Origin of the sequence: Polaromonas sp. YR568 (assembly GCF_900116715.1) — a bacterium.
Classification (GTDB): domain Bacteria; phylum Pseudomonadota; class Gammaproteobacteria; order Burkholderiales; family Burkholderiaceae_C; genus Polaromonas.
The window spans coordinates 22,594-34,086 of the sequence record NZ_FPBM01000011.1 but is presented as its reverse complement, the minus strand read 5'-3'; the positions used below and the strand labels follow the sequence as shown (position 1 = coordinate 34,086).

At 63.0% G+C, this 11,493-nt stretch carries 11 protein-coding genes; 6 read left to right on the top strand and 5 right to left on the bottom strand.

The genetic code is table 11. The features are described 5' to 3' along the window. Positions 1–95: 95 nt before the first annotated feature. The 4 genes from BM408_RS19665 to BM408_RS19650 all read right to left on the bottom strand — a co-directional run bounded on the left by BM408_RS19665 (position 96) and on the right by BM408_RS19650 (position 4,352). Positions 96–878 (bottom strand): hypothetical protein, encoded by a 783-nt coding sequence (locus BM408_RS19665; RefSeq protein WP_254774887.1) that lies wholly within the window; start codon positions 876–878, stop codon positions 96–98. Positions 879–955: 77 nt separating this feature from the next. After that, entirely contained in the window at positions 956–1,408 is a 453-nt protein-coding gene (locus BM408_RS19660) for a CoA-binding protein (protein ID WP_092132092.1), read from the bottom strand. A gap of 61 nt (positions 1,409–1,469) precedes the next feature. Beyond that, complete coding sequence (locus tag BM408_RS19655; RefSeq protein WP_092132192.1) at positions 1,470–2,090, bottom strand: thioredoxin family protein; 621 nt, start codon at positions 2,088–2,090, stop codon at positions 1,470–1,472. Between the two features lie 60 nt (positions 2,091–2,150). Then, on the bottom strand, positions 2,151–4,352 hold the full coding sequence (locus tag BM408_RS19650) for a protein-disulfide reductase DsbD family protein (protein WP_092132090.1): 2,202 nt from the start codon (positions 4,350–4,352) through the stop codon (positions 2,151–2,153). Between the two features lie 133 nt (positions 4,353–4,485). Here BM408_RS19650 and BM408_RS19645 point away from each other — a divergent pair, with 133 nt between their 5' ends. From BM408_RS19645 to BM408_RS19630, 4 genes are all read left to right on the top strand, one after another. Further along, positions 4,486–6,072: a B12-binding domain-containing radical SAM protein gene (locus BM408_RS19645; protein ID WP_092132088.1), complete on the top strand. Its 1,587-nt coding sequence runs from the start codon at positions 4,486–4,488 to the stop codon at positions 6,070–6,072. Positions 6,073–6,118: 46 nt separating this feature from the next. After that, positions 6,119–6,952: a creatininase family protein gene (locus tag BM408_RS19640; RefSeq protein ID WP_092132087.1), complete on the top strand. Its 834-nt coding sequence runs from the start codon at positions 6,119–6,121 to the stop codon at positions 6,950–6,952. 214 nt (positions 6,953–7,166) lie between these two features. Then, on the top strand, positions 7,167–7,625 hold the full coding sequence (locus tag BM408_RS19635; protein WP_092132085.1) for an Lrp/AsnC family transcriptional regulator: 459 nt from the start codon (positions 7,167–7,169) through the stop codon (positions 7,623–7,625). A 116-nt stretch (positions 7,626–7,741) separates the two neighbouring features. Next, positions 7,742–9,094 carry a PQQ-dependent sugar dehydrogenase gene (locus BM408_RS19630; RefSeq protein ID WP_092132084.1) on the top strand — a complete coding sequence of 451 codons (1,353 nt, stop codon included), beginning with the start codon at positions 7,742–7,744 and terminating at the stop codon, positions 9,092–9,094. 163 nt (positions 9,095–9,257) lie between these two features. Here BM408_RS19630 and BM408_RS19625 read toward each other — a convergent pair whose 3' ends face one another. Further along, positions 9,258–9,539, bottom strand: a complete 282-nt coding sequence (locus tag BM408_RS19625; RefSeq protein ID WP_092132082.1) for a DUF4148 domain-containing protein — start codon at positions 9,537–9,539, stop codon at positions 9,258–9,260. 205 nt (positions 9,540–9,744) lie between these two features. Between BM408_RS19625 and BM408_RS19620 the strand changes: the two genes are divergently transcribed. Beyond that, positions 9,745–10,671 carry a LysR family transcriptional regulator gene (locus BM408_RS19620; protein WP_092132081.1) on the top strand — a complete coding sequence of 309 codons (927 nt, stop codon included), beginning with the start codon at positions 9,745–9,747 and terminating at the stop codon, positions 10,669–10,671. A gap of 389 nt (positions 10,672–11,060) precedes the next feature. Next, entirely contained in the window at positions 11,061–11,381 is a 321-nt protein-coding gene (locus BM408_RS19615) for a DUF4148 domain-containing protein (protein WP_092132079.1), read from the top strand. Positions 11,382–11,493: the final 112 nt, after the last annotated feature.

Here is an 11,493-nt window from a genome sequence, read left to right as displayed (position 1 = left end):
CTCCGCTCACTTCGTGTAGCGGGACCCCCCTCAGGGGGCGACATCTACGGCCCGGCGAAGCCGGTTCCGTGCTGTCACTTGGTTAATACAAGGGGCTACCTGACGGGTAGGAACTGGAGGAACGTGCCCCCCAGTAGATTTTGAACATAGGTAATTACCGCACGCCGGTATTTCTCCGTCAGCACCGACGACAACAAATCCAGCCGCCCGATGATCTTGCCGAACTCACGCTCAAAACTCAGGTTGCGTTCGCGCTCGGTGATCTCGTCGGCCAGCAGCAGCGGCTGGCCGGCGGCGTTGCGGCGTGTGGACAGCATCCAGACGGCGATTTCAATATTGCGCGCGGCGTTGTAGATGTATTGCGCATCCAGGCTGTCGGTCAGGTAGAAGGTAGTCTTGCCGCCATGCGCGGTGACCACCATGTCGGCACTCGCATAAATAAAAGCGGCTACGCGGTCGCCCTTGAAGTCCGGGCCCAGCGCCAGCGCCAGCGCGGCGATGTCGCGTTTGCCTTGCAACTCGGGCCAAGGGGTGCGGGTGTCTACCGCCACACGCAGCTGGGCCAGCGCCGCATCGCGGCTGATGGTGCTGGTTTTTCGCCACTCGGCGGGGTTGCGCCGGTAGAGCTTGTCGGCCAGGCGCAGCAGGCTCTCGATGTTGTCGCGCATGCCCAGGGTGGCCATGCGGTTGGTATCCGACTGGGCAACTTCGCTGGAGGCCATGGGCGCGGCCTGCGCTTCGCCCTTGTGGATGGGTGCGGGGCTTGCGCAGCCTGCCAGCAAGGCCAGGGCCGCTAGAAAGGGAAGAAGAAAAAGACGGAAAAGAGACGGCAAAGAAGACGGGGTGGGAATAAGGTCAGGCGCCGTGCTCAAGGACATGGCGCATTCTCTGCGGCGCCGCCCCGGCGTGCAAGCATGGCTTTCCCTGTGCGGACCGGCGCACCCGGCACCTGCTCTCAGGCCGACTTTGCGTGGTCGCGCACCAGGCCGCGCGAGTGCAGCACCCGGTGGTCGATCTTGATGCAGTGGTCCTGCACCACCAGCAAGCCGGCCGCTTCCGCCTTGGCGGCCGCCTGGGCGTTGGCGATGCCCAGCTGCATCCACACCGCCTTGGCGCCTATGGCGATGGCTTCGTCGACCACCGGCGGAATGTCTTCGCTGTTGCGAAAGCAGTTCACCAGGTCGATTTTTTCGTGCTTCGCGGCTTCCAGCAGTGTGGAATAGGCCTTTTCGCCCAGCACTTCGGCGGCGTTGGGGTTGACCGGAATGATGCGGTAGCCGTTGGCCTGCATGTAGCGGGCGACGTCAAAACTGGCGCGGTGCGGTTTGGGCGACAGGCCCACCACCGCGATGGTGCGGCAGTGGTTCAGGATATGCGGCATGCGTTCCGATGGGGGAATAGCGCTCATGAAGTGCGTCTTTCGTTGTGTTTGTCGGGCCGTGTGCCGGTCAGCGCTGGAGGGTTCTGCTTCAGGCGTCCTTGTATTTCACCGAGCAGCCATAGGCGCGGCTGGACGCCACGCTCAGCGGCTTGCCGCCCAGCGCTTCCGTGAGGCCCTGGCGCACATAGTTGGTGGCGGTTTTGATGTCGTCCACACGTGCGGACGGAATGCTGTCGATACCGCCTGCATACACAAGCTGGCCTTGCGGGCTGATGATGTACATGTGCGGCGTGGTCTTGGCGCCGTAGAGCTGGCCGACCTTGCCGGACTCGTCCATCAGTGTTGCGGTGGGCTGGCCCTGCTTCTCGGCGATCCACCCCGCCAGCTTGGCCGGCGCCAGATAGTCGCCGCTGGCCGGCTCCGTGGAGTTGATGGCCAGCCACACCACACCCTTGCCGGTGAATTCTTTTTGCAGGCCCTGCATGTTGCCGCTGTAGTGCTTGCGCACAAAGGGGCAGCCCGGGTTGGTCCACTCAAGCACGACGAGCTTGCCTTTGTAGTCGCTGAGCTTGTGGGACTTGCCCGCGGTGTCTATGGCGGTGAAATCCGGCGCGGCCTGGCCCACGGCGGCGGGTGCCTGGGCGTGGGCCGTGAAATGCGCAGCCAAAGGGGCCAGCGCCAATGCGCCCGAAAACAGGCGCCGATTCATAAGGTGATTCTCGAAGCGGTAAGACATGGTTTGAACTCCTTGAAAAAAGAGAAACGAAAACTACAGCTTGGCCAGTTCGGCCCTGACATCGTCAACCGACAGGATTTCCGACAGCACCACGGGCGCGCGGCCGGGTTTGTAAATCACATACACCGGCACGCCGCTGCGGCCCAGTTGCGCCAGCGCGGCCGTCACCGCCGGGTCGCGCCGCGTCCAGTCGGCGCGCAGCAATGCCACATTTTTCGCCTTGACGTCGGCCAGCACAGAGGCGTCGGACAAGGTGGTTTTTTTGTTGTACTGGCAAGTCACGCACCAGGCGGCGGTGAAGTCCACAAACACACTTTGCCCTTGCGCGGCGAGCTGGTCAACCCGCCCGGGCGCCCAGGCCTGCCAGCCGCCAGGGGCCTCGGCGGCGGCGGTGGGCGTGTCCACTACAGGTTTTGTGATGTTTGGGCCGATAGCCCAGATGCCAAGCGCACACAGCGCTATTGAAAAACTGGCAATCAGCGTGCGCGCGGTACCGCGCAAGGTAAATGCCCAGATGGCCAGGGCCATCAGCACCAGCAGGGCCAGCAGCGCGCCTGCCCCGTCTATGCCGCTTTGCTGGCCCAGCACCCAGACCAGCCAGGCGACGGTAGCGAACATCGGAAAGGCCATCAGCTGTTTAAACGTCACCATCCACGGGCCGGGGCGCGGCAAGGCGCGGGCCACCGCCGGTATGACGCTGGCGGCCAGGTAAGGCAAGGCCATGCCGATGCCTATGGCCGCAAAAATGGCCAGGGCTTCAAGCGCCGGCAGGCCGATGGCGTAACCGAGCGACGCACCCATAAAAGGCGCTGTGCAGGGCGAGGCGATGGCCGTGGCCAGCACGCCCGATAGGAAAGCATTAACGGTGGGGTTCTTGGCCTGCCAACCGGCCACGCGGCCCGGCAGGAAATTGCCGAACTCAAAGAGGCCCGCCAGGTTCAGCCCCAGCAGCGTGAAGAGCGCGGCCAGCACCGCCACCACGGCCGGGCTTTGCAGGTGAAAGCCCCAACCCAGCTGCTGCCCGGCCACGCGCAGGCCCAGCAGCAAGGCGCCCAGCGCCAGGAAAGACAGCACCACGCCCAGCGTATAGGCCAGGCCGGTGGTTACGCGCGTGGCCTGGTCTTTCACGTGCACAAAGCCCACCACCTTGATGGCCAGCACCGGAAACACGCAAGGCATCAGGTTCAGGATCAGACCGCCCAGCAGCGCACCCAGCAAGGCCGCGAGCAACCCAAGTGGAGGAGCATTGGAAGGCGCAGGCGCGGCGCCCGCTGCTGCATTGGCGCGCAGCGCCGCCTCCAGTGCGGGCGACACAGTGGCGATGGGAGCTGCGGCGGGCCAGGGGCCCTTCACCGGCGCATCGATGCGGTAAGCCGTCTCACCGGCCGCCACCACCAGCGGCATGCTGGCCGGGCTTTCGGTTCGCTGGGCCGACAAGGGCACAGTGGCAGTCCACACCGCGCCTTGCCAGGCCTGCTGCCAGGCTGCGGCGGGCTCGATCACGCTGCCGGTCTCGGGATAGAACTCCAGCGTCTTGCCTTGCAGCGCTGCAGGCAGGCCGGCCAGTGACACCTGGATCGCCTTCCCTGCAACTTCAACCTGGCTGGCGCCGGCGGGAAGGGATTTGGGCGTGGCCTTGAATGTTTGTTCAAACAGCTCACCGCTGGCTGCGGTGGAGCTTTTCACCGGAATGGTCAGCGAGAAGTCGCCCTCTTGCGGAATGCATTCCTTGCGGCAGATCAGCCAGGCGGCTTTGAGCTTGACCATCAGCTGGGTGGCGGAAAAGCCGGGTGCCACGGTGAGCGGCACCGGCAGCAGCACAGTTTTTTCGTAGCCGTAGTTGGCCAGCGTGCCGATGGGGATTTTTTTCGGCGTCGGCCAGGCGATGTCACCGACGGTGATGCCGGCGGGCAGTTGCCAGCTGAGCTCTGTGGGCAAGCCCGAGTCGCCTGAATTCTTCCAGTAGGTGTGCCATTCGGGCTGGTGCGTCAGCTTCAGGCCCACCCAGACCGGCTGGCCGGGCTCAACGCCCTGGGGCGCCCAGGCCAGCAGCTCGGCGCGGACTTGCTCTGTCGTGACAACCGCCGCGGCCGCGCCCTGGCTCTTGCCCGGCAGATTAAAAGCGGTATTTTGGGCGTTTGCGCCCGTGGGTAGAGCGTAAGCAGCTATCAAAAAAGTAGCGGCCGCCACGGCGGGCAAAGCAGACGGAACCGGCAAAAAACGCTTGAAATGCATGGTGGAGGTGTGAGCTGGGCGTAAAGGCTTTAGTTCCTGGCGCGATTCTGGCCGAAATGGCCCACGGCACCGGTCTTGCCTGCCGCCCGCCTGATTACAGCCGTTTTTGAGGGCCGGCTCCGATAATAGGGTTATGCCGCGCATTGTCCTTGCCACCCTGAACGCCAAATACATCCACGCCTCGCTGGGTTTGCGTTACCTGCTGGCCAATATGGACAGGCACGGCGGCTCCGGCCTGCGGGCCCAGACGCAGCTGCGCGAATTCGTGATCCAGCAGCGGCCCACGCAGATCGTGGAAGAGCTGCTGGCGCTGGAGCCCGAGGTGATCGGCCTGGGCATCTATATATGGAACGTGGTCGAAACCACCCAGGTGGTGCGCCTGCTCAAGACCCTGAGGCCAGGCATCAAGGTCGTGCTGGGCGGGCCGGAAGTCAGCTTTGAAACCGGTGAACAGGAGATTTGCCGCCTTGCCGACCATGTGGTCACCGGCTGGGGCGATGTGAGTTTTCCCAAACTGTGCCGCGCCCTGCTTGACGGCCCCCAGCCGCTGATGAAGGTGATCGCGGGCGAGCAGCCGGCGCTGGAGGCGCTGGCCCTGCCCTACGCCGAATACACCGACCAGGACCTCGCCAAACGGCTGCTGTATGTCGAGGCCTCGCGCGGCTGCCCCTTCAAGTGCGAGTTCTGCCTCAGTTCCCTCGACAAGACTGCCTGGGCTTTTGACCTGGACGTTTTTATGGCCGAGATGGAGCTGCTCTACAAGCGCGGCGCGCGCAACTTCAAGTTTGTCGACCGCACCTTCAATTTGAAGGTCGAAAACTCGGTGCGCATTCTGCAGTTCTTCCTGGACCGGATGGCGCCTGATCTGTTTGTGCATTTTGAAGTCGTGCCCGACAGCCTGCCGAATCGGCTCAAGGCGCTGATTGCGCAGTTCCCCGCTGGCTCGCTGCAGTTTGAAGTTGGCATCCAGAGCTTTAACCCCGAAGTGCAGCAGCGCATTTCACGCAAACAAGACAACACCAAAACCGCCGACAACCTGCGCTGGCTGGTCAACGAAAGCCAGGCGCATGTGCACGCCGACCTGATCTTCGGCCTGCCCGGTGAAACCCTGGAAAGTTTTGCGGCGGGCTTTGATCGCCTGTACGAACTCGCGCCGCATGAAATCCAGTTCGGCATTTTGAAGCGCCTGCGCGGCACGCCCATCACGCGGCACACCGGCGAGTACGCCATGGCCTACGACCCGCAGACGCCGTACACGATTTTGCAGAACTCGACGATCGACTTTGTCACCATGCAGCGCATCAACCGCTTTGCGCGCTACTGGGAAATGGTGGCCAACTCCGGGCGCTTTGCCCAAGGGCTCAAGCTGCTGCTTGCGCCCGGCTCGGCCTTCGGCAATTTTTTGCAGTTCAGCGACTGGCTGTGGTTGACCACCGGCAAGACGCACGAGTTTGCGCTGGAAAAACTGGTGGACTTGCTGTGTGAACACCTCACCGCGGTTCGTGGCCTGGCAGACCGCGATGTACGCGATGCCCTGCTCGCAGACTATGTCGCCAGCGGCGCGCGTGGCCGGCCCCATTGCCTGGCCGAACTGCTGGGCGAAATACGCCTGGCCGCGCCGGTTCGCGCCGGCAAACACGGGGCCGACCGCCAGGGGCGGCACGTGAGCCAGCAGATGGGTCACCGGGAAGCCATTCAGAAGGCCGCCGCCGCGGCTTGATGGCGCCACAAAGGCCGGCCTGTATCAAATAGCTCAAAATACCCCCATGACCGCCACTCCACCCCGCTTCTGGTCCGCCCTCAAATCACCAGACTTCGCTCAGCTGGACCTGACGCGCTGCATCGCGGTGCTGCCGGTGGCGGCGACAGAGCAGCACGGCCCGCACCTGCCGCTGAACGTGGACGCAACGCTGGTCGATGGTGTGGTCGAAGCAACCTTGCCGCATCTGCCAGCCTCGCAACCGGTGCTCTTCCTCCCCACGCAATCGGTGGGCTTCAGCCCCGAGCACACCCGCTTTGCCGGCACGCTCACCCTCAAGGCCGAGACCGTGATCCGGCTCTGGACGGAGCTGGCGGAATCAGTGGCGCAAACGGGCGTGAAGAAGCTGGTGCTGCTCAATTCGCATGGCGGCCAGGTGGGCCTGCTGGATGTGGTGGCGCGCGACCTGCGGGCGCGTCTGGGCATGCTGGTCTACAGCGTGAACTGGTTCAACCTGCCGCTCACCGGTGAGGACGGCAAATCCGTGAACGATTTATTCAGCGCAGAGGAGCATCGCTTCGGCGTCCATGCGGGCGAGATTGAGACCTCCATGGTGCTGGCGCTCAAACCTGAGCAGGTCGACATGGCCAAGGCGCAGAACTTTCACTCCACCTCACAAGATCGCGCCGCCAAATTCAGCATCCTGGGCGACGGCCGCAGCGCCAAGCTGGCCTGGCAGATGCAGGACTACAACCCGCAAGGCGCGGTGGGCAATGCGGCAGCCGCCACAGCAGACAAAGGCCGCGCCCTGCTGAATGCCGCAGGGCGCAGCCTGGCGCAGCTGCTGGTGCAGATCGACCAGTTGCCGGCCGACACGCTGCGTGACAAGACGGCTTTCTAAGCGCTGAATCCAGACGCCCTTCCCTCAAAAATCAAAGCCCCCAGCAGGCGGTAACTTGCTGGGGGCTTTGTCTTGCCAGACGGACCGGTAAGCCCGCTGCCATGGAAGAAAGTATCTCCCGGGTCGGGCCGAATAATTTGCCTGATTTGCTGCTGGATTTGCCTAAAACAGATAAAAAATCTGTTAAATGACAATTTTCAGATAAATTACCTGAATGGACACTTTAGACCGGAAAATCCTTCAGGTTTTGCAGGCCGATGCGCGCACCAGCCTGCAAGACATCGGCCAGGCTGTAGGCCTGAGCCCCTCGCCTTGCTGGGGCCGCATCAAGAAGATGGAGGAAGCCGGCGTGATCGAGGGCTACACCGTGCGGCTCAATGCGCAGGCACTGGGCCTGGGCGATACGGTGATGGTGCAGGTCACGCTGGACAGCCACTCCGACAACACGCTGGAGAAATTCGGCGAAACGCTGGCGGCGATTCCGGAAGTGATTGAGGCGTATCTGGTGTCGGGCGAGTACGACTACCTGCTGCGCATCGCGGTGCACGACACCAAGGACTATGAGCGCCTGCTGCGCGAGCGGCTCTACAAGATCAAAGGCATACGCCACAGCAAGTCGAGCTTTGTGCTGCGCACCCTCAAGAAGGCCGACCTGCCGCTGCTGCCGGGGTGACCACAGCGGGGCCGGCGCTGACAGCGCGCTGTGCGGCCGGCTGACAGCGCCGCCGGCCGCCTGCGCGCACAGTGGAAAGGCGCCGCGCTCATGCGGCGCGGCATCCAGGGGGATTTATGCGTTCACCGGCTCCTTCGGCTCTCTCCATCAAGACATGGCTTGCACCCGCCATCTGCGCGGCCATCGTGGGCGGCCTGGTGGCCTGTGGTGACACGGCCCTGCTGCCGCCCGAGGCAGGCATGGGCGCCAACCCCACGCTGCCGCCACCCCAAAAAAGGCTGATTCCCACGGTGAATATCGCACCGGCCAAAGGCTGGCCTGAAGGCGTGATGCCCACGCCCATGACCGGCCTGGGCGTGACGGCCCTGGCCCGCGGGCTGGACCACCCGCGCTGGGTCTATGTGCTGCCCAACGGCGATGTGCTGGTGGCCGAAAGCAATGCACCACCCAAGCCGGAAGACGGCAAGGGCTTGCGCGGCTGGTTCATGAAGAAAGTGATGGGCCGGGCCGGCGCCGGTACTCCCACGGCCAATCGCATTACCTTGCTGCGCGACGCCGATGGCGACGGCCAGGCCGAAACCCGCACGGTGTTTTTGCAAAACCTGAATTCGCCTTTTGGCATGGCGCTGGTGGGCAATGATTTTTACGTGGCCAACACCGATGCGGTGGTGCGCTTTCCGTACCAGCCGGGGCAGACGAGCATCACGGCCGCGCCGGTCAAGGTGGTGGACTTGCCAGCCGGCCCCATCAACCACCACTGGACCAAAAACATCATCGCCAACGCCGACGGCAGCAAGCTCTACGTGACGGTAGGCTCCAACAGCAATGTGGGTGAGCGCGGCATGGAGGCCGAAACCGGCCGCGCCGCGATCTGGGAGGTCGACCCCAAAACCGGCAGCCACGGGGTGTATGCCTCGGGCCTGCGCAACCCCAACGGCATGGGCTGGGCGCCTGAGACCGGCGCGCTCTGGACGGTGGTGAACGAGCGCGACGAGATCGGCAGCGACCTGGTGCCCGACTACCTGACCTCGGTGCGCGACGGCGTGTTTTACGGCTGGCCTTACAGCTACTACGGCAAAAACGTGGATGACCGGGTGCGGCCTGCTAGGCCGGACCTGGTGTCGCAGGCCGTGTCGCCCGACTATGCGCTGGGCTCCCACGTCGCGCCGCTGGGCATGGTGTTTTCAGAAGGCAAGGCCTTGCCGCCATCGCTGGCCGCCGGTGCCTTCGTGGGCGAGCACGGCTCATGGAACCGCGTGCCGCACAGCGGCTACAAAGTGGTGTTTGTGCCCTTCCAGAAGGGCCTGCCAGCCGGGTTGCCGGTGGATGTACTCACTGGCTTCCTCAGCCCCGAGGGCCATGCCTATGGCAGGCCGGTGGGTGTGGCGATGGACAAGCGCGGCGCGCTGCTGGTGGCCGACGATGTCGGCAATGTGGTCTGGCGCGTCAGCGGCAACCAGGCCAGGTAGCGCACGGCCTGAGGCAGTTGCGCTTCGTGAGGCGAATAGGGCCGTTCGCGTAGCTGCTCAACAGTATCTGCCGGAGCCGGCGCCTGCTCTCAAGCCGTCGTCAAGACACCTTGCGGATGCCTTGCCGGAGACTTGTAGAGCGGGGCGCGTCCAGCCTTGCGGCTTACTGGGCGGTCTTGACGAATTCAGCGGCAGCCTGGGGAGCTGCGCCGGCCTTTTCGGCACGGGGAGCGCTCAGGTTTTGCTGGGCGGTTGCGCCGTTGTAGCTGGAAGCTGCATTGGCGTTTTGCGCCTGGATCACTTCGCTCTTGACTTCAGCGCGGGTCTTGCTGGTAGGAGCCTGCATTTGCTCCAGCAGGAAGCCGTTCAGGGGTTGGGCGGAAGCAGCCACGGAAGACAGGGCGGCAACAGCAACGACAGCGGCGGCAATAAAGTTCGATTTCATGATGAATATCCTTTCAAAGTTAATGACGTTCCGGGCATGGCGGGCTCATCTCCCCGTCTGTCCAGCCTCGGTGAGTCGCCTTGTAAGGGGCTTTGGCTCATCGATGTATGAACTGTATTCCTGTCAAATCAAACAAAAAATACCATTCACAACAATACATTGCTGTTAAATTAGCAACAATAAAGGTGTTATATAAGGGTTAACCATGGACAGGCTTCAGTCAATGCGCGTCTTCCAGCAAGTGGTCGATGACGGCAGTTTTGCCGCCGCGGCACGCAAATTCGACATGTCGTCGGCCGTTGTGACGCGCCTTGTCGGCGACCTGGAAGACCATCTGGGCGTGCGGCTGCTGCAGCGCACCACGCGCCGCCTCGCGCTGACGGACGCCGGCGAAACCTACCTGGCGCGGGTGCGCCACATCCTGACCGACATCGACGAAGCCCATGCCGCCGCACAGGCCCATGCACAGGAGATGTCCGGCACCATCCGCATCATGACGCCGCCGGTGTTCGCCGTGCATGTGCTGGCGCCGCTGGTGGCCGAGTTCGGGCGGCGCTACCCCAAGGTGGTGCTCGACATCCATGTCGACTCGCCGCTGGTGCCGCCGGTGGAAGACTACGACCTCACCTTGCTGGGCGCGGCCGATACCTTTGACGCCAACATCATTGCGCGGCCTATTGCCTCATCTGACGGGGTTCTTTGCGCCTCGCCCGAGTACCTGCGCCGCAACGGCACGCCGGCACGGCCCGAAGACCTGCCGCAGCACCACTGCCTGCGTGTGAAGCAGGCCGCCAACCGCCACCGCGTATGGCGTTTGACCAATCCCAACGAGGGCAAGCGCGTGGTCGAAGTGCAACTCGAGCCGAGCATGCTGGTCAATCACTCAGACACCTTGATACGCGCCTGCGTGGACGGCGCCGGCATCATGAGCCAGTCGATCGACCTGGTGGCCAACCATCTCAACAGCGGCGCGCTGCAACGCATCCTCTCGCCCTGGATCACCGGCACCAACACCTTGTATGCGGCCTTGCCAAGCCGCAAATTCATTCCTGTGCGCACGAGTGTGTTTCTCGAGTTCATGACCGAGTACACACGCCGGGTGATCAAAAAAATGGAAGCGCGGCAGGACTGAGTTTTTCGCGCGCCGGCAATTCGTCGCTGAATTGTTGAGGGCCATTTTGTTCCCTCTCCATCATCCATCACCGCCGTGATGGAAAGCCGGCGCTTCGCCCCCACATGCCCATCAGAAACTGCATGAACGCGCGCAACAAGAGATCGCTGCACTCTTGACGCGATGCTTTCAAAAAACTTTCATTCAAAAAAGTTCCAGGATTTCACCGCTTCATTGTTCCAGTTCCGGCAATGGAATGTTCTGCAAACACGCACTTGTCTATCGGCCTGGCGGAACAAGGTTGGAAGCATCGGTGAGCCACATTCATAACAGCGACTCAGCGAGGAAGGCCCCTCGGGCACACAGCCCGTCCGACCGGATTTTTTTAATCATCCAAAGGAAAATTCATCATGAAATCGAATCTCGTCTCCGCCTCCGTTCTTGCCGTCTCCGCACTCGCCTTCTTCGGCTCCGCCAGCAGCTACGCCGAAGGCCGCGACCCCTTCCCACAAGAGAAGGTGAACTCAGTCAGCACCAAGACCCGTGCAGATGTCCGCGCAGAACTCGCACAAGCCCAGCGCGATGGTTACTCCGTGAACATTGGCCCCAGCTACCAGGCAGCCGAAGTGGCAGCCCCCGTCAGCACCAAGAGCCGCGCCGAAGTACAAGCCGAAATCGGCGCTCCGATTTCCGTCTCGGCAATTGATCGCGACTACCCTGTTGTTCAATAAGCGCTTTTTGCGCTGTTGATCAGTGGCGGAGGCTGTGACAGCCGCCACCGTTGATCATTGAAAACCGAAAGACCCCGCACGCTCAGGCGCTGCGGGGTCTTGTGCTGTGCGC

What these genes read in the sequence shown, in the direction of transcription:
- BM408_RS19665 (WP_254774887.1), bottom strand. Translation starts at nt 878, where the DNA reads ATGTCCTTGAGCACGGCGCCTGACCTTATTCCCACCCCGTCTTCTTTG.
- BM408_RS19660 (WP_092132092.1), bottom strand. Translation starts at nt 1,408, where the DNA reads ATGAGCGCTATTCCCCCATCGGAACGCATGCCGCATATCCTGAACCAC.
- BM408_RS19655 (WP_092132192.1), bottom strand. Translation starts at nt 2,090, where the DNA reads ATGAATCGGCGCCTGTTTTCGGGCGCATTGGCGCTGGCCCCTTTGGCT.
- BM408_RS19650 (WP_092132090.1), bottom strand. Translation starts at nt 4,352, where the DNA reads ATGCATTTCAAGCGTTTTTTGCCGGTTCCGTCTGCTTTGCCCGCCGTG.
- BM408_RS19645 (WP_092132088.1), top strand. Translation starts at nt 4,486, where the DNA reads ATGCCGCGCATTGTCCTTGCCACCCTGAACGCCAAATACATCCACGCC.
- BM408_RS19640 (WP_092132087.1), top strand. Translation starts at nt 6,119, where the DNA reads ATGACCGCCACTCCACCCCGCTTCTGGTCCGCCCTCAAATCACCAGAC.
- BM408_RS19635 (WP_092132085.1), top strand. Translation starts at nt 7,167, where the DNA reads ATGGACACTTTAGACCGGAAAATCCTTCAGGTTTTGCAGGCCGATGCG.
- BM408_RS19630 (WP_092132084.1), top strand. Translation starts at nt 7,742, where the DNA reads ATGCGTTCACCGGCTCCTTCGGCTCTCTCCATCAAGACATGGCTTGCA.
- BM408_RS19625 (WP_092132082.1), bottom strand. Translation starts at nt 9,539, where the DNA reads ATGAAATCGAACTTTATTGCCGCCGCTGTCGTTGCTGTTGCCGCCCTG.
- BM408_RS19620 (WP_092132081.1), top strand. Translation starts at nt 9,745, where the DNA reads ATGGACAGGCTTCAGTCAATGCGCGTCTTCCAGCAAGTGGTCGATGAC.
- BM408_RS19615 (WP_092132079.1), top strand. Translation starts at nt 11,061, where the DNA reads ATGAAATCGAATCTCGTCTCCGCCTCCGTTCTTGCCGTCTCCGCACTC.